The organism is Microcoleus sp. Pol12B5, assembly GCF_036701335.1.
In the GTDB taxonomy this organism is placed as follows: Bacteria; Cyanobacteriota; Cyanobacteriia; order Cyanobacteriales; family Microcoleaceae; genus Microcoleus.
Genome location: NZ_JAUBQQ010000068.1, coordinates 1 through 20,615, shown reverse-complemented (window position 1 = coordinate 20,615; position 20,615 = coordinate 1). Strand labels below are relative to the sequence as shown.

Here is a 20,615-nt window from a genome sequence, read left to right as displayed (position 1 = left end):
TTTTTTGGATGTCGCGGTTCTGTCGGCACAAGTTCCGATGTGCTAATCTTAAATCCAATCTAAAATCTAAAATCTAAAATCTAAAATCTAAAATCAAAATATGCCATCTTTAGTAACAGAAGATTGGGGATATAAATTTAGTGGCGATCGCACAATTAATAAGTTTATTCGGGATATAGAAGGAGAAGCGGCTTTAGGGAAATATTGCGATTGGGAATGCAAAGAACGTGCGGAAATTCTGATGTCGGAGATAGCGGGGAAATCCCACAGTCTTTTCTACGTGCGTCGCCAAAAGGTAAATGAGAGATTTTCTGAAGAAGAAATCTGGGAATTGCTGCTTGCTACGGATGGAGATGATTTTGAATTACCTCAATTGTTGCAAAAAGCCGATCGCACTTTGCGGTTGTTAGCAACTGTACGCTGTGAAGACGGAATCGGCGGTTTAAAACTGCTGGATGCTGGTTTGGTGGCGCTTCCCAGAGGAAGGAAAGATGGGTATGCTTTGCCGGTGCAATTGCGACTTTTGGCTAACAGTCGATCGCCAATTCCTGTAAAGTCGATCGCCCGCGTCCAAAAAATGCCATTTTGGGACGACAGACACATACCAACTACGGAACAGCTAAAAGTTTGGCACACTTTTTTAAATGTGGAAAAACGCATCGCAGAAGCGCGTCAATTTTGCGTGCCTTTCCGAGGACACAATTACGGTTCAGGCTTTAAAATCGTCACTTTTGAAATTGATCGTAATTCCGCAACTCTTGACGGCTATGATGAAAATTCCTTACAATTGGGCGACTTTCGCGAAAGGCTAAAAAAAGCCAGAAATGAAGAAATAATCCTGTTTGATTCGCCGCCCGGAAGCAGAAGCAGCCGAGATGGAGAGACATTAGGTAGCATCGCCGAAATAGACTTTGAACATGGTAAATTACGCATTAAGTTAGATTTTGATTTGGGCGATCGCATGGCGGGCGGCAGATATCAAATGCCCAAACAAGGATTTTTGTATTTTGAGGCTGCGGGCGATATCAGTCAGATTGAACGGAAGAAAAAAGCTTTAAAAATGCTGACAGATGGCCGCGCTCAAAATCCCTATTTGAGCGAATTTTTATTCGACTCTTCTCAGGCGAGACTTCCCGAAAAACTGATTAAATTGGATCGGGAAAACTTATTAAATCGCAATGCTAATGAGGATCAACTTGCCGCCGTAGAAACGGTGCTTTCGGCGCGGGATTTAATTTTGATTCAAGGCCCGCCGGGAACGGGCAAAACGACTGTGATTGCGGAGATTTGCTATCAAATTGCTCGTCAGGGTGGCAAAACGCTCATTGCTTCGCAAGCAAATTTGGCTGTAGACAATGCTTTGAGTCGGTTAGTTCACAATCCGGCGATTCGGGCTTTGCGGAAGGGAAAAGCTCATAAGGTGCAGGAAGAAGGGCAGCCGTTTTTGGAGGAAAATGCGATCGGCACTTGGCTGCAAAATACGGCGACTGACTGCGAAGAAAAGCTCTCGCAGCGCCTGACTAATGTCAAAACTTTGCGGCAGTTGGTGGCAGAATCAGAGCGATTTACCGCCTACTGTGCCGCCGAAAGAGATTTTTTTAATGAACTAAAACACCTGCACGACAGTAAAGCAAGTATTGAGGAAAAGTACAGCCAGCAAGCAACCAATTATGAACTTATTTTAACAGAAAAGAGCGATATTGAATCTCTAGCTAGTGGGTTAGAAAATTTGCTGGATGCGCCTAATGTAAACTGGGAATCTCCCGAAGTTGCCGAGTTTATGCCCAGACTAAAACCCTATTCAGAAGGCAATGTTTTAATAGAAAACTTTATGGCAAATGTTCGGATTGCCACTAGCAATGCTATTCAAATAGGTTTCGATCGCCCTGCTTGCGGCGCGTTTGGGATTGCGGTTTGGCTGCAGGAAACTGTAGCAGCGCAAATATCGGAATTTAAGACGGCATTCGACCGCGCTGATGATGTTTGTCACGCTATGTCGGCGGTTGCAGAGTCGTTGCGGGTGTCGCGGCAGATGTCGGAGGCTGTGAATCAACTCGAATTGGGCGATCGGCAAAATCAGACACACCGCCACAATCTCGAACAGAAAATCAAGAATTTGGAACTGCGAAAAGCGGAAATTGCAGCAGTTGTTGTCGCCGTTGCACAGTGGATTGAGACGGCGGATACGGGGCTCTATGAAGTTGTGAAATCTTGCTGGGAAACGGGCGCAATGCTGACCGATGATATGGTAGAATTGCCCGCAGGATTGCTGAAAATTGCCCGATCGCTCAAATTGCCGATCGTGCCACCCAAATGCAAAATCAATTTGCCCGATTTGGATCGGTTGCAAAAGGCGGTAGCCCACGAAGAAAGCGCAGGTTTTAAGGATATACAAGGGCAACAGTTCCGGTTTAGCGAGTTTTTGCACCTAAATTTGAGTCAAACGCCGATCGTGCTCTCTGCGGGCGATCGTACACAGTGGCAACAACTAGCCAAAGACTTCGCCAGCTACTCCCAAGTCAGCCAAAGTCAGCGCAAATTCATCATCGAAAAAGCTCGCACTTTCTTAGGTAGCATTCAACAATTTTATAGTGAATCATTGCAGCCAAATCATATCCAGGCTACCTTCGATCGCCTAGTCAAAGAATTGCTACACAGTATCCTCGCAAATGCGCGTCAGTGCGTGGTTCCCCTGAAAACCGAAACCGAACAGCAGCTTATCAAACAGCAACAGTTATTAGATAAAATCGGTCAAACCTTAAGCCAGCAGCAAATATCCGCCGCTAAACTTCAGGTAGAAACAGCGCAGCAAGAGGCAAACTTAAAAATTAGCGAAGTTACTAATTTGTTGCAAGCAATTGTCCAACAGCCAAATGCCCCTGAAAAGTTGCGGATTTTAGCAGAACAATATCTCGCCCAAAAATCGAATATTTGGGAGCAACCGCAGCAGTTTGTCAAGCAAGTTGAGGCTTGGAAGGCAAGCACGATTCAGCTTGAAAAATCCATTGCCGATCTAGACCCTTTTGGGGTTTTGGAAACAATCAAAAACACTCTTGACGAGCATTTATCCCCGTTACAAATTGCGGCTGCAACTTCGCAGCAGCAACTCGCCCAACTTCAAGCAGAATTGAGCGAAATTAACGCTCAACTACAACAGCAGCAACCGACAGCAGCATTACTTGTTGAAAGAAATTGGTGGGAGTCAGCATGGCAAACTATCCCCACTCAATACCAGCCAGAAGTTCCGAATACAGGATTATTCAGCGGAGCTTTTTTAAGCAAAATTAAGCGTCTATTCAAAACTTGGCAGCGGAAATTAGAACAAGAAGAAATCGCCCTAAATCGTTCTCAAACGTTTGTGACAGATTGGATTAAAAAACTCCGCAATCCATCAGAAAAAGACCGCAACGATTTAAAGCAAATTTATATTGACAATGCCAACGTAATCGGCATTACTTGCGTGCAGGCGGCTAGCTTCGATTTTACTAAAAACTTTCCCAGCTTTGATGCAGTCATCATTGACGAAGTTAGCAAATGCACTCCCCCAGAGTTGTTAATCCCCGCTTTGAAAGGCAGAAAGTTAGTATTAGTGGGCGATCACAGGCAATTACCGCCGATGTTTAATCAAAGTACGATCGACGATATTGCCGAAGACATCGGCTGTACCGGAGACGAACTTAGCTTCATAAAAGAATCGCTGTTCAAAATTTTGTTTGAAACTGCCAGCGACAGCATCAAAAAAATGCTGACAACTCAGTATCGAATGCACCCACAAATCATGGGCGCAATCAATCAGTTTTACCAGCAAAAACTCAACTGTGGCATTCAGGAAGCTGACACCAAGCGCGCCCACAACCTCGCAGGTAGAACCATTCAAGAAAATAATCACATTCTGTGGGTGAAAACGCCCATCGGACAAGGGTTTGAAGAGGAAAAACAGGGTACTTCGCGGTTGAACGTCAAGGAGATTGATGCGATCGAGCGTTTGTGCGAACAAATGGAGATAGCTTGGCAGCCCAAAGTTGCCGACGGTGAACCACCGAAAGAAATCGGAATTATCACTTTTTATGCGGCTCAATTAAATGCAATTAAAGACAGAATCGAAGGCGAAAGATTTCCTGCTTTGAGCATCCGCACTGGTACGGTTGACATATTTCAAGGCATGGAAAGACCTGTAATTATTGTCAGCACAGTGTGCAATAATGTTAGGGGCGATATTGGATTTGCGAAAGAACCGGAACGGGTGAATGTGGCATTTTCCCGTGCTCAAGAATTGCTGGTAGTTGTCGGCTGCCACGATTTATTTACCCAACAAACAGGTACAGTGGGAAAAATGTATCAGGAAGTTTCAAAAACGGTGCGTCACTGCGGAGGTTTTGTAGATGTTTCTAGCGTCCTCAACTAAACCCATAGACTCAAATTTAAGTTCGCTAGCCGAACAAATTGAGCAACAAAATCCGGGCTTGTCTGTGTTGGCGGCGCGTCAATTCCGCTTCGCCATCCGCCAAACTCCGCTAGAGGTGGCGATTAGTGAACCCCGCGAGTTTAACGTGTTGGAAGAGTTCATTTTGCGGGCGGGCGTTGAGTTTGAACCTGCGCCCACTTTGAAGGAATTGGCGGATTTGCTGGGGTTGGATGAGATTTTTGTGAAGACTACGGCGGCGACTCTGGTTAGTTTGGAAAGCTTGGAGGTGGCTGAAAATGGAAAAATTGCGATCGCCCCGCAAGGTAGAGATTTTTTTGCTAAAGGTGCGGTTAGTCGATCGCAAATTCAATCAATTTATGCCATTTCCGATCCGCTGAATCAAACTCTTACCTTTAAATTCGATGCTTTAGTGCCAGAATCGCTCAACTTGCCAGATTTAGGAGATTTAGTCTCGCTCGAACATAAAATTACTGACCTTGCGGATTTAAGTATAGCAGAAATCCAGCCGTTAATTCAAGCTTCCGGCTTAGGAATTCACGTCCCCGAAAACGGCAAAGTTGTGTCTAATTGTGATGTCATCGGCGACGATTTAGATATTTGGCAAACAGTCTTGATTTTTGTGTTGTTAGATGCGATCGAGAATAAAACTACTATTCAAGTCAGACAAGGAAAACAAATATTAGAAACAGCCTCAAACCGACTCAACGAACTTGAATATCAGCAAAAACTTTCGTTAAATGACTTGTGTAAAGTAACCCCAGACATCGCACAGCAAGAATCAGAGACAATCCCCGTCCAGAAAACTCCTAAAAAGCCATCTAAAAAGAAACGCCAGGAAACGATATGATGAGGACTAAAGTCCTAATTAACTTAAAAATTTAAACTCTTGATGAAATTAGGATTGTATCGATTGACAATATACCGCTAATTCGATAGAATTAATACTTGTATGCAATCGCGCTGAGATTTTGTCTGTGTCTGCCAAAGATACCTTCCACGAATCCGTAAAGCTAGCCCTTCAAAAAGAACAGTGGGTGATTACTGCAGATCCACTAAAGTTTAAGTTTGGCAATGTTAAATTTCAGGTCGATTTGGGAGCAGAAAGGTTAGTCGCAGCGGAGCGAAGAGGGGAAAAAATTGCAGTCGAAATCAAAAGCTTCCTCAATCCCTCTGTAATTACAGACTTTTATGCTGCATTGGGACAATTTCTCAGTTATCGGCTTGGCTTGGCATCGGTTGAACCTAATCGGAAATTGTATTTGGCAGTACCAGTTGACGTGTATAAAACATTCTTTCAGTCAGAGTTCACTCAAACTGCGGTACAACAGTATCAGGTGTTGCTAATCGTATACGATCCAACAAATGAGGTGATTGTGCAATGGACAAGTTAGCTCAATATCGTCAGTACGTTCAGACATTAATAAGCCGTTATGCCGAAGAAGATGTTTCTGATGATGAAGTCGAAGTGCAACTAATCTTAGACACAGAACGAGATCATTATCAGTGGATGAACGTCGGCTGGGAACACTTAACCCGGATTTATCAAACCATCATTCACATTGACATCAAAGATGGAAAAATCTGGCTCCAACAAAACTTGACAGAGCAAAATCCTGCCGAGGAATTAGTTGCAATGGGAGTACCGAGAGAGGATATTATTTTGGGATTGCAACCCCCATACAAGCGGCCGTATACTGATTACGGTGTAGCGTAAAATGTCCAGCTAAAAAAACAAAATACTCAGATTCCCAACTTCTTGAAGAAGTCGGGTATCTAATTCGCGCTACTTAGCCTTAACGCTTTTCAGCCTCCGCAAAGTAGCAGCGACGTAATTCTACTTTGCAGAATCATCGAAAGCAAACCGATCGCCAATTTCGTTAATAGCCGCACAACAGAACAATAAGCAGACAGTTGAGTAATAATAGAAGCAGCCCAATAATTCTGAGTGTTTGAAAAAGTTTGAGACGGCTTTTTAGCAACTAAATTCGGCTGAATTCCCCGCCCAGACAAACCAAATTCCGCCACTATTGGCAGCACCCCTATCTATTCAGCGCGAGTGACGGACTGCGTAGGTTTAAAAGTTCCATCTTTATAGCTGCTAACTATCTTGTTGTCCCCCGCAAATAGAACTTTTCCGGCCCTCCAGCGAGAAATAGGAAGGTCGCTATAGGGACGGATAGAAACATTGCTAGGAAATGTGATATAGCATATTGTATTCCTTTCCAGAATTCCAATACTAAAGATACCAATTGCTCTCTGGTAACAGTAAGTTGCGGTCGAAAGGTATTATTTTGAGAAAACCGGGCTACAAACCCAAAGCCCACAGCTTCTTTAATTTCGGAAGCGTAGATATCATCGGTAGCTATCTGTGAGTTATAGAAAAGCCAGTATTGCCTACGGTATTGGTATTTCCTGCGGTACTGGCTGCGGTATTGGCTGCGGTATTGGCTGCGGTATTGGCTGCGGTATTGGCTGCGGTATTGGTATTGGTATTGGCTGCGGTATTACTGTAGGTATTGGCTGCGGTATTGCTTCGGTATTCCCGCCGGTATTGCCAATTTCTGCTGGTGCGGATTGATTGGTAGTGAAATAAAAGTGGCCTAATGTGCGGCCTTGGTAAGCTCTTTTACTCAAGCGCCAAGCAGGATCGAGACTGATTTTCATGAAGTCGTTAACATCGCCGTTTGTGCGACCGATAACCACCGATTTACCTTGGTAATCTACCGGAGTTCCAATTAGTAAAACATTGCCATCAACAGTTTCCAAAGTTAGGGTGTATTTTAATGCTAAATCTGTGCCTGCCATGCGAATTGAAAAGCCGTTGCTGTCTGTTGCGCGGCCACAAATACCGGTGAAATCAAAACTAACTAATAAGGGATCGACTTTCACGGGATTAGAGCCACTTTCGCTCCAGCATTTTCGCGTGTCAGAGACTTGTTCTAGAACTAGCAATTGGTAGCCGCCGAAAGGGCGGGGTTGGGCGATGACAATTACTCGGTCTTGGTTAATGTCGGTTTCGTCAAAAGTAAATGCTTTAGCCGAACCGATCGCCCCAAGTGTTAAAATTGCTGAACCTGCCAGTGCGGCCACTGTTCGTACAAGTGAATGTTTCATGATTTTTCCCTATTGGCTCCTTATGGTGATGAGACTTATCTAGAATATAAAAAAGTCGCCTTCTTCAGACAACAAGATAGAATTTTACCATCTCTTGTTCCGGTGGTACCAAGTGCGATAGATCGCCGATCGTCACATTGGTTCGTAGTGAAAACTCAACTCCGAGCGAATTTTATGAGGACTTGAGTCCTCCCTACAAAGTTATAAGCGTTATTTTACCGAGGAACTTGATAAGCTGTTCGACCTCTAAATTGTATTTTCCGGGCGGGCGCGACGCCCACTCCACAAGAATTTGATGGGACTTGAGAGTAAAAGTTAGATGAGACTGGGCTGATTACTTGCGGGAAATGATCGCACTCTTCACAAAAAATGGTGCGTTACACTCTTGTTAACGCACCCTAAAACAAACATTCAAAAAGTGTATTTGCCCTCTAGCGGAACATACTGCTAACAGAACTATCTTCGTGAATCCGCCAAATAGTTTCTCCGAGCAAATTGGCTACCGAAAGCACCGTCAACTGCTGAAAACGGTTCTCTTCAGGCACAGGAATTGTATTCGTAACAATTACCTCTTCCAAAACCCCGCTAGACAAACGCTCGATCGCCGGAGGCGAAAACACCGCATGAGTAGCACAAGCATAAACCTGCCTCGCACCCTCGCGGCGCAACAATCGGGCGCCCTCAGAAATCGTGCCGGCAGTATCTATCATGTCGTCCACCAACACAGCAGTTTTGCCCCTGACATCACCGATGAGGTTCATCACTTCTGCCACGTTGTGAGCTTGGCGGCGCTTGTCAATAATTGCCAGGGGAGCATCACCAAGCTTTTTGGCAAAAGCCCTCGCCCTAGCGACTCCGCCAACATCCGGCGAAACCACAACAATATCCGTCAATTGCTTGCTCGCCAGATAATCTAAAAGCACCGGCGAACCGTAAACGTGATCGAAAGGAATGTCAAAATAACCTTGAATCTGAGCCGAGTGCAAATCCATCGCCAAAATGCGACCGGCCCCAGCTTCCGTAATCAAATTAGCCACTAATTTTGCAGTAATCGACTCTCTTCCGGCCGTTTTGCGGTCAGCCCTAGCATATCCGTAATAGGGGATGACGGCAGTAATTTGTCTGGCCGAAGCGCGGCGACAAGCATCGATCATAATTAACAATTCCATGAGGCGATCGTTTACCGGACAGCAAGTTGGCTGAATCAAGTAAACATCGCAACCCCGAATCGATTCTTGAATTTGAACGTAGAGTTCCCCATCAGCAAACCGCTTGCGAACCATCGGCCCCAAATCAATCCCCAGATAGCGAGCCACCTCTTGGGCGAGGGGAATATTAGCAGAACCGGAGAACAGCCGCAGACGGTCATGAGCGGAAACCGGCGGCTCGGGAAGCGGAAGCGGTAAAGTAGCAGAACGGATCACAGCAGGCCTCTTGCAGGACGTTTATTCCATCGCTATCTTACCATCGGAAACTAGAAATATTCAGCCAATTTTTTAATAGATTTAACTTTCGGGGCGGCCACAAGTGTGAAGTTAGGCGAATTGAATAGGACTTGCAGAAATATGTCCAACAAATCCGGTTTCTACCCCACATTCGGTATCCTTAACGGTCAGAATCGGTTTTTACTTATTTTTATCCAGCAATAAAACTATGAATTATACTTGAATACCGTACATTAACGGATATAAAACTTTTTAAAGGCATGATTTATTACTGTAAAGATAGAGTTTTCTGCGTAATTATGCTGTATGACACGCCAGGGTGTGGAATGTGGGTTGTAGCGAACTCTGTACTGGCAGAAGTGCGATCACACTTGTGTCCCTGCGTCTAAAAATTCTGGCGAGAGTCAATTTTGGGCTGAGGCTGGAAGCCTAGCCGCCCAAAATTCAGTCGAAAGCCCAAGGCATCCGGGTTTAATGCGATAAAAATGCCACCAACAGGCAATAAACTTGAAAAACACTGTAAAAAAAGTTAAGAATCGGAAGCATACTCCAGATTTTTGATATCGGGCAAAGCAAGGTAGAAATCGATGAGCTTAAGAGAACGCATTGACGCAGAAATCAAAGCAGCCATGAAGTCCAAGGACAAAGTTCGCTTGGAAACAGTTCGCGGCATCAAGAAATTTATTCTCGAAAAAGAAGTCAGCCTTCGTCCCTCTGGTCAAGAGACGCTGACAGAAGCTCAAGAAATGGAAATTTTGATGCAAATAGCCAAACAGCGCCGGGATTCGATCGAACAATACCGCAAAGGTGGCCGCGAAGATTTAGTGGCACAAGAGGAGGCGGAGTTAGCAATTGTTGAAGAGTATTTGCCACCCCAGATGTCAGACGATGAGGTGAGTCAAGTCGTTGACGAAGTGATTGCCTCGGTTGGCGCTACTTCTGCAAAAGATATGGGCAAGGTGATGGGCAAGGCAATGCAGCAGCTTAAGGGCAAAGCAGACGGTAACAGAATTCAAGACATGGTGAAAGCAAAGCTTAACAGCTAGTTAGCTCAAACTCAAATCTTGCAGCACTTGCGATCGGCATTTCAGGGGCGGGCTATTAGCGCCACAAGAATATGGAACTTTGAACCCAACAGGAATCCGGGCTGTTGCTCAAAGTTGCTCAAACACTCCAGGACTCATCAAGACTAAAGAAACCGGGTTTTTTATCGGATCTGCGGGTTGCAACCTGTGTATTTTCGTAAAAAAACCCGGTTTCTGACCATCATGGCGTCCAAGAATGTCAAAAAAATGTAAAATACTAACTTTGGTCGGGACTGGGGACTACAGAGAGTGAAGTCTGCTCAAGAGCATTAAAGACCTAGCATTACTAAGTCTGTGAGCGATCGTCTATTTTTTAACAGTTTCTACTTAAACTTATGCAGCCACCTATTGCTATTGGAACTCTCCTACAAAACCGCTACCGCTTGGTGAATATTTTAGGTCAAGGAGGATTTGGCCGGACTTATTTAGTAGAAGATTTGGGACGGTTTCAAGAACGCTGCGCCCTGAAGGAATTGATTCCGGTGCAAAGCGGGCCATACGTTTTGGAAAAATCGAAGGAATTGTTTCAAAGAGAGGCGGCAATACTTTACCAAATTGGGCACCCACAAATTCCCCAGTTTCGGGCAATATTTGAAGAGAACCAGCGTTTGTTTTTAGTGCAGGATTACGTGGAAGGAATGACTTACCGCGAACTAATGCTCGATCGAACTTCAAATGGTCGCACTTTCACCGAAGCCGAAGTCTTGGTATTTATCCGGCAAATGCTGCCGGTACTGGCTCATATCCACGCCCGCGGCATCATCCACCGCGACATCTCCCCAGAAAATATAATTCGGCGGGAAAACGACCAAATGCCTGTGCTGATTGACTTTGGAGTGGTGAAGGAACTCGCCACCAAAGTTCAGTATCCCGAAGGAACAGCCCACGCAACAACTGTCGGTAAAATCGGCTACGCGCCGATGGAACAGTTACACAGCGGGCGGGCAACAGCCAGCAGCGACCTCTACGCTTTAGCTGTAACGGCGATCGTCCTGCTGACAGGCAAAGAACCGCAGGAATTGCTCGATCAAACAACGCTGCAGTGGAATTGGCAGCAACAAGCGCAGGTGAGCACAGGTTTGGCTTTGGTTCTCAATAGGATGTTGAGTCGGTCTCCGGGCGATCGATATCAATCTGTCAGCGAAGTCGCCCAAGCGCTCGACGCCCAAACTAATCCTAAACCTAGCCAGCCAACTGTACCGCCCGCGCCGCCAGTAGTGGTGCCGCCAAATCCTTCGCTAATAGCAACGGTGGCCGTGGGCAGACCGCCCGAGCCCGCCGCCCAGAGTTCCCACCCCCTAAAAAACCAGCCAGACCCGTTAATTGAGCCTGCTGCCGACACTTTTTGGGACAATCCCATTGCTGCGATCGGTCTGCTGGCGGGCTTAGTAATCTTGACAGGCTTCGGTTCCTGGGCTTTAGTCGGCTCATTTCTCAACAATTCGCGCCCCAAACCCACTCCGACAGCGCCAGCACTCATAAATCCCACGCCGACACTAACTCCGATACCAAACCCGCTACCTTTGCCAACCCCAACCCCGCAACCTTTGCCAACCCCAACCCCGCAACCTTTGCCAGAACCAAGCCCAGAACCTTTGCCGGAACCAACCCTAGAACCTTTGCCGGAACCAACCCTAGAACCTTTGCCGGAACCCAGCCCAGAACCTTTGCCGGAACCCAGCCCAGAACCTTTGCCGGAACCCAGCCCAGAACCAAGCCCAGCGCCAACTCCGACACCAAAATCGACGCCAGCGCCGGCTCCAGCGCCCAAACCGGCGCCCAAACCGGCGCCCGCACCAACTCCCGCACCCAAACCAACACCCGCGCCGTCCCCAACACCCGCACCAACACCCGCACCAACACCCGCGGCGTCGCCGGAACCGGCCCCAACACCCGCGGCGTCGCCGGAACCGGCCCCAACACCCGCACCATCGCCGGAACCGGCCCCAACACCCGCACCGTCGCCGGAACCGGAACCGGAACCCGCGCCGTCACCGGAACCAGCACCAACACCCGCACCATCGCCCGAACTCTAAACTTCGGGCAAAATTCCCCTAGACTGAGGTTGATGCCAATTAATTGTTAGCTATTTGCCAATGAACTCGCTGCTAATTGCTGGAACTGATACCGACGCGGGCAAAACTGTTTTGACCAGCGCTCTGGCTGCTTATTGGCAAATGTATTTTCCCGATCGCAGTTTGGGAATTATGAAACTCATGCAAACGGGAACGGGCGATCGCGAACTCTACACCCGTTTGTTTTCCCTCGACCAATCCCCCGAAGAACTCAATCCGCTGCACTTTGATGCGCCTCTAGCACCGCCGATTGCTGCGGAACGGGAGGGGAGACGTATCGAACTCGAAAAGGTCTGGACGGCGTGGCAAAGCCTCTCGGAGCGCAAGGATTTTGTGTTGGTGGAAGCTTTGGGAGGACTCGGTTCGCCTGTAACGTGGGAACTGACGGTGGCCGATATTGCCAGGGATTGGCGGCTGAGGGGCGTTTTGGTAGTACCTGTGAGGTTGGGGGCGATCGGGCAAGCTGTAGCGAATGTTGCTCTCGCCAGACACACTGGTTTTAAGCTGAGAGGAATTGTGCTCAATTGCGTTAAAGCTTATTCGGAACAAGAAATTGCCGATTTAGCACCCCTTGATTTGATCCAGTCGCTGACTCAAATACCTGTGTTGGGTATTTTGCGGCATTTAGATGACCCGACTGACCTTGCTAAATTAGCTAAAGTTGCTTCAGATTTAGATTTAGAGCGGTTACTGCCAGGGGTTAATTTAGTTGCTCAGACTTCTAAATAACCCTATTCTAAACACCTCTATTTCTCATTCCTCTGCGTACTCTGCGCCCTCTGCGGTTCATAAAAAAAATTTCCGGCCCAACTGGGATAGGATTGAAGAAGATTTTATTTTAACCGCAGAGAGCGCAGAGAGCGCAGAGAAAGAGAAGAGAGAGTTTCACAAATTATTCTGGATTGCTATAATTAGTGATTACCATTTATTAAGTGATTAAATCTAAAACCTCATCAAAAAAAAAGGAGAATAAAACATGGTTTCTACTTTACCGAATTTAACCTCTGTCGATTTATCTCAATTGCGGCTGGAGATTAGAAATTTGCAGCCTCAGCTAGTCGAATGGCGTCGCCTTTTGCACCAAAAGCCGGAGTTGAGTTTTGATGAAAATTTAACGGCGCAGTTTATCTCGCAAAAGTTGCAGGAATGGGGAATAGATCATGAAACTAATATTGCTAAAACTGGTATTGTCGCCACTATAGACAGCGGCAAACCGGGGCGGGTTTTGGCAATTCGAGCTGATATGGATGCTTTGCCGATTCAAGAGGAAAATGAGGTGGATTATCGATCGCAGCATGATGGAATTATGCACGCTTGCGGCCACGACGGCCACACTGCGATCGCCCTCGGTACTGTCTGTTATCTCGCCAAGCACAAACAGAGCTTTTCGGGTAAAGTAAAATTTATCTTTCAGCCCGCCGAAGAAGGGCCAGGGGGCGCAAAACCGATGATTGAAGCGGGAGTTTTGAAGAATCCTGATGTTGATGCGATCGTCGGCTTGCATTTGTGGAACAATCTACCTTTGGGGACTGTAGGCGTCCGCAGCGGCGCGCTGATGGCGGCTGTCGAAGTTTTTGACTGCACGATTTTTGGCAAAGGTGGACACGGCGCAATGCCACATCAGACTGTGGACTCGATCGTAGTTACAGCCCAAATTGTCAGCGCTTTGCAGGCAATCGTCGCGCGGAATATTGACCCGATCGACTCAGCGGTAGTAACTGTCGGCAAATTCCACGCAGGCCACACCCACAACGTCATTGCCGATACTGCTCAAATCGGTGGCACTGTGCGCTATTTCAATCCTGCATATCAAGGTTATTTTGCAAAGCGAATCGAGCAAGTAATTGCCGGAATTTGTCAGAGTCACGGGGCCAATTACCAATTAGATTATTGTGCGCTTTATCCGCCAGTTATTAATGATTCGAGGATGGCTGAATTAGTGCGTGGCGTTGCAGAATCCGTTGTTGAAACTCCTGCAGGAATCGTTCCCGAATGTCAAACAATGGGCGGCGAGGATATGTCGTTCTTTTTGCAAGAAGTGCCAGGTTGCTATTTCTTTTTGGGTTCAGCAAATCCCGATAAAAACTTGGCTTACCCGCACCATCACCCGCGTTTTGATTTTGATGAAACTGCGTTGGGGATGGGTGTAGAAATGTTTGTTCGGTGTGTCGAAAATTTTTGTGCGGTGTAAATCAGGCTTTCAGGGGTGGGCTAGCAGCCCACCCCACAAGAAAATTTAGTTTTTGGGAAACAAGCAAATTCATGTCTTGTGGAACAGGCATATTGCCTATTCATGAGAAGGGTACAACATCTCAGATATTACCGAGTTTGAAAGATATTCTGCACCATTTTCTTATCTACACTTGCCGCCGCCTTATCCAATTCGGCAATCTCCCCGGAGTCTAACTCCCAGCCCAAAGCACCAATATTATCCGTCGCCTGTTCCACAGATTTCGCCCCCGGAATCGGAATAGTTTCTTTGCAGATGCACCAGTTAATTGCTACCTGCGAAACAGTCTTGTTTCTGAATGCCGCTATTTCTCGCAAACACTCCAAAAGCGATCGCATTCCCGGAAGTAGCTGCTTGCACGCCAAACCTCGGATACCTTTAGGAAGAGAGCCGTTTTCGGAATATTTACCCGTCAGCAACCCCAAGGCTAGAGGACTGTAAGCAATCAATTTTATCCCCAATTCATCGCAAACATCTTTCAATCCGAGTTCTGTCACCGGATAGGTAGAAAGTAGCGAATATTGCACTTGTAAAGTAACAATAGGAATTTGGCGATCGCTAAATCTTTGATGCACCCATTTCAGCCGTTTCGGCCCGTAATTAGACAACCCCACTCCCTTGACCAATCCTTGCTCATAAAGGTCAGCCAAACCATCTAAAAGAGCCCCCTCTTGCCAAGGAGCGTAATTGGCTGTAGACCAGTGCATTTGCACCAAATCTACATTTTTTCCGAGGCGCGCCGCAGAGGCTTTGCCAGCCGATATCATTGATTGTCGCGTCAGTCTCCAAGGATAAGCAGCCAGTTTTGTCGCAATACAAATACTGTCTTTGTTTTCACCTTGATATTGTTGAGAAAACAGCCCCAAAAGCTGTTCGCTACGTCCGTTTAATTTCCCTGTTCCGTAAGAGTCGCCGGTATCGAATAAAGTGACGCCGTTACTAACACAAAGATTGAAGACGGCTTGCAATTCCTCGTCCATACTTTCATTGTAGCCCCAGAGGAATCTGTTGCCCCAGGCCCAAGTGCCACAGCCCATTTTTGGAAGTAAAAGTTTTTGGTTAGTTGGCATTTTTATTGATGGTAGTTGTTGGTAATATGGATATTTTATAGGAACATAACTCGGTATCGCCTAGCCCCCAGTAGAGCTGTTTCATTCTGCCACAGGCCGCCAGGGACTCAAGTCCCTGTCTAATAGCATAAGTCGGTTAAAACCGACTCAAATAGTAATTTCAATTTTGAAAATTAGAGTTACACATATATTCAGCGCTAACTCTATACAAAAACAGCTTTGATAGAATTGCTACAGTCGTCTAAAGACGACTTCAGCTATGAGACAGGGGTTTAAACCCCTGTCGGACTGTCGGACTAATGGCACACCCTACAAAATTACCAATGACTGATGACTTGTTAATTCTTTTACGTGGTTGGCGAGGGTGAAGGTGTGCTGTTTTTGGTAGGTTGCTCTGGCTTAGTTTTCGGATCTGGTTTTGGTGGTGGCGGCGGAGGGAAAGTAGCCGCGCGTCTGGGTATTTGTAGCGCTGTTCGGAATGCAGAAGACGGGAAGAAAGCACTAAATTGAGACAGTCGATGGGCGATGGGTTCGGGCGCATATTCCCACAAGCTTTCGTAGTAGAAGAAAGCGGCGCCTAAGCCGTATTCTTGGACTGCTTGCACCTGAGATTTAATTTGCTCAATCGGTACTGGGTTATTTCTCAAACCTGTCATAATCCCAACTCCGGTGGGAATCTTTTGCTGTGCTTCTTGCATTTCTGGACGGTTAATCTTGCCCACAAATGATTCTAAATTGGGACGGTACACTTGCACGATTAGCTCGTCGGCAATATCCAAGCGCACCCAAGTCAGCCAATCTTGTAGATGATGTTTGTAAGCAAACTCGTAGTAATTGGGAGAAATTGAGAAAATTGCATTGGGCTTGACTGCTTTGACGGCTTGATTTAGCTGCGACATAAAAGCCGTAATTTTATTGGCTCGCCACTGCACCCATGCTGGATTTTGAAAATCTTTTGGCGGAGCCTTTTTTGTTTCTTTGGTATACAAAGCAACTGTGTACTCATCGTATCCAAATTCCGACGGCAAACTCATGTGGTCGTCAAATTGAATGCCGTCGGCGTTGTATTGAGTGGTGATTTCTAGTACGAGTTCGGTAATGAATTGCTGAACTTCGGGATGAAAGGGATTGAGCCAAACTACTTCGCCGCCCGCGCCGTTTGATGTTTGGCTGCCGTCCTGTTTTTGTGTCAGCCAATCGGGATGATTTAAGGCTAATTCTGAGGTGGGAGGAGCCATGAAACCAAACTCAAACCAAGGAATTACTAGCAGGCCTTGGCGGTGAGATTGAGCGATTAAATCTGCGATCATATCTTGTCCCTCTAACCCTCTGTAAACAAAGGGTTGAATATCTCTTTGCTGCGCTACATTGCTGGGATACATTGCATAGCCAGAATTCCAGACAACGGGATAGATTGTGTTGAAATTTAACCGTTTTAGTTTGCTGACAGCATCTCCTAGTTTGCGACGATCTCTGAGGATGTCTTTGTCGTTTGTCGTCATCCAAACGCCGCGAATTTCCTGGCGGGGTTGCTGGGCGATCGCCGGAATGAAATTGTTCGCCAGCAATACTATAATGAATGAGAGGGCAAACAGAAGCGGGAAAAGAGTTTTAATCGATCGCTGCCAACTGCGCGGAATGATGCGTAATGTCATAGTTTTGAATGGTGAGTTAGCTATTGAAACACACCCCGGCATAATTTGGTGATAAAATTTGCTCGCTCTACAGTCTACAGCCATTTGCGCTGAATGTGGAATCGGTTAACTGAACTGGGTGAATAGATGTTATACGATCGCAACTGAGTTCAGTATAATCTCTGAGACAGAGGGTAAGTGACAGCATTCTGTCTAACTGCTGGGAAATCATTAATTACGCACTGCCAGCTATCCTTACCGGACTTTGCGGCCCAAGGAGTGCGAGTGCTGTAAAATATTGGTGCTGGAACATTTCGATCGAACATCTGTAATTGTGAAAGATTTAGTGTTAATTGGTGGCGGTCACAGTCATGCTATCGTATTAAAAATGTTCGGTATCAAACCGCTGCCGGGAGTGCGTTTGACTTTGATTAGCGACGTGCTGCACGCGCCTTATTCGGGAATGCTGCCGGGACACGTTGCCGGGTTTTACGATTATGATGAATGTCACATCGATTTGCGCTCACTCGCGGAATTTGCCGGATGTCAAATATTAATCGATCGGGCGATCGCGATCGACCTTAACAAAAATTTAGTTATTTGTCAAACTCACCCTCCGGTTAATTTTGATGTGCTTTCGGTGGATATCGGCAGCACTCCTGCGACTTTATCTGTACCGGGTGCGGCCAAATATGCAATCGCAGCTAAACCGGTACCGGAGTTTTTAGCTAGCTGGAATCAGTTAATTTCCGAAAGGCAAAACTCTCTCCAAAAACCGCTGCGGATAGCCATTGTAGGGGGCGGTGCAGGCGGCGTAGAATTAGCATTAAATATGCAATCTCGATTGGGGAAGGAAGGCAACCCCCCCCTACCCCCAAAGGGAGAAAAAAGAGAGAAGAATGAACAAAAATCCGAAAAATTATCATCAGAAATTCATTTGTTTCATAGCGGTGCTGAATTAATGCCGGGACATAACAAACGGGTGCGTCGCCGCCTGAAAGAAATTCTGATTAGTCGTCGGATTAAACTGCATTTAATGGAAAAAGTTAGTGCTATAGAAAAGCCAGAAATGATTGACATAGAAGATAATCAAGAATGCCCGATGCCCAATGCCCAATGCCCAATGCCCAATGCCAAAATTTCCTGTAAATCAGGTTTAAAATTAGAGTGTGAGATCATTTTTTGGGTGACACAAGCATCGGCAGCCAATTGGATAAGAGAATCCGGTTTAGCAGCCGACTCAAACGGCTTTATGCAAGTCAACGATTGCCTGCAATCAGTCTCTCACTCCAACGTATTTGCGGCTGGAGATATCGCAGCGATGGTTAATTATCCCCGTCCCAAAGCAGGCGTGTTTGCCGTGCGTCAGGGCAAACCGCTGTTTGAAAATTTGCAGCAGTTTTTATTGGAAAAACCGCTGAAACCCTTTGCACCGCAAGAACAATACTTAGGGTTAATTGGTACTGGGAATAAAAGGGCGATCGCATCTCGCGGCAATTTCATGTGGGAATCATGGGTGTTGTGGTATTGGAAAGATTGGATCGATCGCCAATTTATGCAACAATTTAGCAATCTGCCCAAAACAGGCGATACCAAATAGCAATACATTCAGAAGATGCTCACATTTTATCCGCTCTCATCTTCTCTTCTCTTCCTCTGCGTCCTCTGCGGTTAATAAAAAAAGTGTTATTCAAAAGCGCTTTAAGATTGTTATAGTAATATCAGAAGTAAAGAAAACTAACTATGTTCAGAAAAATTGGATTTGGGCTGCTTTGGATTGCATTTATCACCTACGCCTTTGTATTTGCACCACCCGACAGTCCAGAAAAAACCATCACACTAATTACCAATATTTCCACAGGCAAAATAGCAGACATAAACCCTTTAATTGTAGCGTTATTCAACCTCATGGGAGTCTGGCCACTCATCTACAGTTGCGTCTTATTTGCTGACGGCAGGGGGCAGAAAATACCTGCATGGCTATTTGCCACTTTATCCTTTGGCGTCGGCGCCGTTGCCTTGCTGCCTTATTTAGCCCTGCGCGAACCGAATCCTGAATTTCCCGGTCATAAAAATATCTTTTTAAAGGTATTAGACTCCCGTTTTACTGGAATTTTATTAACTTTAGGCGCTGCTGCTTTAGTTTCCTTTGGCTTGACAAAAGGCGATTGGTCGGATTTTATTAGCCAGTGGCAGACTACCCGTTTTATTCACGTAATGAGCTTAGATTTTTGTATGCTTTGCCTACTATTTCCTGCCTTATTAGGAGACGATATGGCGCGCCGAGGAATGCAAAACTCTACAGCATTTTGGGCAGTAACATTAGTACCGCTGTTCGGGCCGTTGGCTTATCTGTGTACGCGCAAACCGCTGCCGGGAACTAATACTAAAACTGTTACAAATTAGACAGCAGTGCTGGTAATTTTCAGTTTAATGTAGGAATCCATCACAAGTAATCAGGCAAGAAGCAGGCAAGATGCCTGTTTCACAATAAGTAAGTAAGTTTTATTGTGGCGTTGGCTTCTAGCCCGCACATGAAACATTGATTACAGATAGTGCCAAATCTGAGTATTAATGTAAATAATTATCTCCCAGTCTCTAGCAAATGAAAAAATTTCCGATTGTTGGTATCACAACATACAACCGCTGTCCAGCAGGCGAATATCGCTTAAATGGAACTTATATTGATGCAGTTCAGGCGGCTGGTGGCATTCCGATTTTACTGCCGCCCAATCAATTAGATCCGGCTAGTATTTTTGATGCAGTAGATGGTTTGATTTTGTCCGGGGGCGGAGATATCAACCCAGAACTTTATGGCGGTTATGTCGATCACACAGTTTACTCAGTTAATGCAGAACGCGACAATTTTGAATTAAGCTTAGCAAAGCTAGCTTTAAAGGCTGACATACCTGTGTTGGGGATTTGCCGGGGAATGCAAATGTTGAACGTAGCCAGCGGCGGCAGTTTGGTGATTCACGTACCGGATGCTTACGGAGACGAGGTTAATCACGGATCGGGAATTCCCCCGCGTGCGATCGAGCATACCATTGAAATTGAGCCAACCAGTCGGCTAGCAAAAATTATGGGAAAAACTTCAACAACCGTTGTTTCCTGGCATCATCAAGCAGTGAGGAAGGTAACATCCGATTGGCAAATAGTAGCGAATGCACCTGACACTTTGGTAGAAGCAATGGAACACTGCTATCACCCTTGGATGATAGCAATTCAATGGCACCCCGAAATGTCCCCAAACTGTTCATTCAACTCTCGAATCTTTCAGGCTTTCGTAGAAGCAGCAGCTTCAAGATTTATGAATTCTACCAAGTCAGACTCAAAGGCAATTCCTACATTTTTATAGTCACTTATTCTTGATAGTCAGTATCTATTTCAATATCCAGGGTATCTTCATCTATTCTGACATACAGAACATTGGGGCGACAGCAAACCTGACAATCTTCGATAGGTTGAGTCGAGGGGGGATATTATTCCCCGCCCCTCTCGGTTAGATCTGGGCGTGCGACTTTCACCGCACCCAG

At 46.0% G+C, this 20,615-nt stretch carries 18 protein-coding genes and 1 pseudogene; 11 read left to right on the top strand and 8 right to left on the bottom strand.

The annotated features are described in order from the left end of the window. The first annotated feature begins 100 nt into the window (after positions 1 to 100). The 4 genes from QUA24_RS22235 (at position 101) to QUA24_RS22220 (ending at position 6,140) form a co-directional block, all read left to right on the top strand. Entirely contained in the window at positions 101 to 4,405 is a 4,305-nt protein-coding gene (locus QUA24_RS22235; protein WP_333232149.1) for an AAA domain-containing protein, read from the top strand. Next, positions 4,383 to 5,273 carry a hypothetical protein gene (locus tag QUA24_RS22230; RefSeq protein ID WP_333232147.1) on the top strand — a complete coding sequence of 297 codons (891 nt, stop codon included), beginning with the start codon at positions 4,383 to 4,385 and terminating at the stop codon, positions 5,271 to 5,273. Before QUA24_RS22235 ends, QUA24_RS22230 begins: the two co-directional genes overlap by 23 nt. 127 nt (positions 5,274 to 5,400) lie before the next feature. Next, the gene (locus QUA24_RS22225) at positions 5,401 to 5,817 is read left to right on the top strand and encodes a XisH family protein (RefSeq protein ID WP_333232146.1); all 417 of its coding nucleotides are present in this window, start codon (positions 5,401 to 5,403) and stop codon (positions 5,815 to 5,817) included. Next, the gene (locus QUA24_RS22220; RefSeq protein WP_333232144.1) at positions 5,805 to 6,140 is read left to right on the top strand and encodes a XisI protein; all 336 of its coding nucleotides are present in this window, start codon (positions 5,805 to 5,807) and stop codon (positions 6,138 to 6,140) included. Before QUA24_RS22225 ends, QUA24_RS22220 begins: the two co-directional genes overlap by 13 nt. 89 nt (positions 6,141 to 6,229) lie before the next feature. On the opposite strand, the gene QUA24_RS22215 is transcribed toward QUA24_RS22220, so the two are convergent. The 5 genes from QUA24_RS22215 to QUA24_RS22205 form a co-directional block, all read right to left on the bottom strand. Next, on the bottom strand, positions 6,230 to 6,463 hold the full coding sequence (locus tag QUA24_RS22215; RefSeq protein ID WP_333232142.1) for a hypothetical protein: 234 nt from the start codon (positions 6,461 to 6,463) through the stop codon (positions 6,230 to 6,232). Positions 6,464 to 6,469: 6 nt separating this feature from the next. Next, the gene (locus QUA24_RS27390; protein ID WP_445242637.1) at positions 6,470 to 6,580 is read right to left on the bottom strand and encodes an S-layer homology domain-containing protein; all 111 of its coding nucleotides are present in this window, start codon (positions 6,578 to 6,580) and stop codon (positions 6,470 to 6,472) included. Next, positions 6,529 to 6,750: a hypothetical protein gene (locus QUA24_RS27385; RefSeq protein WP_445242635.1), complete on the bottom strand. Its 222-nt coding sequence runs from the start codon at positions 6,748 to 6,750 to the stop codon at positions 6,529 to 6,531. The genes QUA24_RS27390 and QUA24_RS27385 overlap by 52 nt, the downstream gene beginning before the upstream one ends. A gap of 70 nt (positions 6,751 to 6,820) precedes the next feature. Beyond that, the gene (locus tag QUA24_RS22210) at positions 6,821 to 7,540 is read right to left on the bottom strand and encodes a DUF3747 domain-containing protein (protein ID WP_333232140.1); all 720 of its coding nucleotides are present in this window, start codon (positions 7,538 to 7,540) and stop codon (positions 6,821 to 6,823) included. 431 nt (positions 7,541 to 7,971) lie between these two features. Beyond that, positions 7,972 to 8,964 carry a ribose-phosphate pyrophosphokinase gene (locus tag QUA24_RS22205; RefSeq protein WP_333213821.1) on the bottom strand — a complete coding sequence of 331 codons (993 nt, stop codon included), beginning with the start codon at positions 8,962 to 8,964 and terminating at the stop codon, positions 7,972 to 7,974. Positions 8,965 to 9,572: 608 nt separating this feature from the next. Between QUA24_RS22205 and QUA24_RS22200 the strand changes: the two genes are divergently transcribed. From QUA24_RS22200 to QUA24_RS22185, 4 genes are all read left to right on the top strand, one after another. After that, on the top strand, positions 9,573 to 10,031 hold the full coding sequence (locus tag QUA24_RS22200) for a GatB/YqeY domain-containing protein (protein ID WP_333232139.1): 459 nt from the start codon (positions 9,573 to 9,575) through the stop codon (positions 10,029 to 10,031). A gap of 374 nt (positions 10,032 to 10,405) precedes the next feature. Continuing rightward, entirely contained in the window at positions 10,406 to 12,106 is a 1,701-nt protein-coding gene (locus QUA24_RS22195; RefSeq protein ID WP_333232137.1) for a serine/threonine-protein kinase, read from the top strand. Between the two features lie 60 nt (positions 12,107 to 12,166). Continuing rightward, positions 12,167 to 12,874: a dethiobiotin synthase gene (gene bioD / locus QUA24_RS22190; RefSeq protein WP_333232135.1), complete on the top strand. Its 708-nt coding sequence runs from the start codon at positions 12,167 to 12,169 to the stop codon at positions 12,872 to 12,874. 247 nt (positions 12,875 to 13,121) lie between these two features. Further along, positions 13,122 to 14,336 carry a M20 family metallopeptidase gene (locus tag QUA24_RS22185; protein WP_333232133.1) on the top strand — a complete coding sequence of 405 codons (1,215 nt, stop codon included), beginning with the start codon at positions 13,122 to 13,124 and terminating at the stop codon, positions 14,334 to 14,336. 128 nt (positions 14,337 to 14,464) lie between these two features. Here QUA24_RS22185 and QUA24_RS22180 read toward each other — a convergent pair whose 3' ends face one another. Together QUA24_RS22180 and QUA24_RS22175 are read right to left on the bottom strand one after the other, a co-directional pair. Further along, complete coding sequence (locus tag QUA24_RS22180) at positions 14,465 to 15,445, bottom strand: aldo/keto reductase (protein WP_333232131.1); 981 nt, start codon at positions 15,443 to 15,445, stop codon at positions 14,465 to 14,467. 347 nt (positions 15,446 to 15,792) lie between these two features. After that, positions 15,793 to 17,184 (bottom strand): glycoside hydrolase family 10 protein, encoded by a 1,392-nt coding sequence (locus QUA24_RS22175; protein ID WP_333232129.1) that lies wholly within the window; start codon positions 17,182 to 17,184, stop codon positions 15,793 to 15,795. Between the two features lie 283 nt (positions 17,185 to 17,467). Between QUA24_RS22175 and QUA24_RS22170 the strand changes: the two genes are divergently transcribed. From QUA24_RS22170 to QUA24_RS22160, 3 genes are all read left to right on the top strand, one after another. After that, entirely contained in the window at positions 17,468 to 18,679 is a 1,212-nt protein-coding gene (locus tag QUA24_RS22170) for an FAD-dependent oxidoreductase (protein WP_445242636.1), read from the top strand. A gap of 143 nt (positions 18,680 to 18,822) precedes the next feature. Further along, the gene (locus QUA24_RS22165; protein WP_333232126.1) at positions 18,823 to 19,485 is read left to right on the top strand and encodes a DUF2834 domain-containing protein; all 663 of its coding nucleotides are present in this window, start codon (positions 18,823 to 18,825) and stop codon (positions 19,483 to 19,485) included. Positions 19,486 to 19,684: 199 nt separating this feature from the next. Next, on the top strand, positions 19,685 to 20,437 hold the full coding sequence (locus tag QUA24_RS22160) for a gamma-glutamyl-gamma-aminobutyrate hydrolase family protein (protein WP_333232124.1): 753 nt from the start codon (positions 19,685 to 19,687) through the stop codon (positions 20,435 to 20,437). A 4-nt stretch (positions 20,438 to 20,441) separates the two neighbouring features. Here QUA24_RS22160 and QUA24_RS22155 read toward each other — a convergent pair. After that, positions 20,442 to 20,540: pseudogene (locus QUA24_RS22155) on the bottom strand (CPXCG motif-containing cysteine-rich protein); the annotation flags it as partial. Positions 20,541 to 20,615: the final 75 nt, after the last annotated feature.

What these genes read in the sequence shown, in the direction of transcription:
- QUA24_RS22235 (WP_333232149.1), top strand. Translation starts at nt 101, where the DNA reads ATGCCATCTTTAGTAACAGAAGATTGGGGATATAAATTTAGTGGCGAT.
- QUA24_RS22230 (WP_333232147.1), top strand. Translation starts at nt 4,383, where the DNA reads ATGTTTCTAGCGTCCTCAACTAAACCCATAGACTCAAATTTAAGTTCG.
- QUA24_RS22220 (WP_333232144.1), top strand. Translation starts at nt 5,805, where the DNA reads ATGGACAAGTTAGCTCAATATCGTCAGTACGTTCAGACATTAATAAGC.
- QUA24_RS22210 (WP_333232140.1), bottom strand. Translation starts at nt 7,540, where the DNA reads ATGAAACATTCACTTGTACGAACAGTGGCCGCACTGGCAGGTTCAGCA.
- QUA24_RS22200 (WP_333232139.1), top strand. Translation starts at nt 9,573, where the DNA reads ATGAGCTTAAGAGAACGCATTGACGCAGAAATCAAAGCAGCCATGAAG.
- QUA24_RS22195 (WP_333232137.1), top strand. Translation starts at nt 10,406, where the DNA reads ATGCAGCCACCTATTGCTATTGGAACTCTCCTACAAAACCGCTACCGC.
- bioD (WP_333232135.1), top strand. Translation starts at nt 12,167, where the DNA reads ATGAACTCGCTGCTAATTGCTGGAACTGATACCGACGCGGGCAAAACT.
- QUA24_RS22185 (WP_333232133.1), top strand. Translation starts at nt 13,122, where the DNA reads ATGGTTTCTACTTTACCGAATTTAACCTCTGTCGATTTATCTCAATTG.
- QUA24_RS22180 (WP_333232131.1), bottom strand. Translation starts at nt 15,445, where the DNA reads ATGCCAACTAACCAAAAACTTTTACTTCCAAAAATGGGCTGTGGCACT.
- QUA24_RS22175 (WP_333232129.1), bottom strand. Translation starts at nt 17,184, where the DNA reads ATGGCTGTAGACTGTAGAGCGAGCAAATTTTATCACCAAATTATGCCG.
- QUA24_RS22170 (WP_445242636.1), top strand. Translation starts at nt 17,468, where the DNA reads ATGTTCGGTATCAAACCGCTGCCGGGAGTGCGTTTGACTTTGATTAGC.
- QUA24_RS22165 (WP_333232126.1), top strand. Translation starts at nt 18,823, where the DNA reads ATGTTCAGAAAAATTGGATTTGGGCTGCTTTGGATTGCATTTATCACC.
- QUA24_RS22160 (WP_333232124.1), top strand. Translation starts at nt 19,685, where the DNA reads ATGAAAAAATTTCCGATTGTTGGTATCACAACATACAACCGCTGTCCA.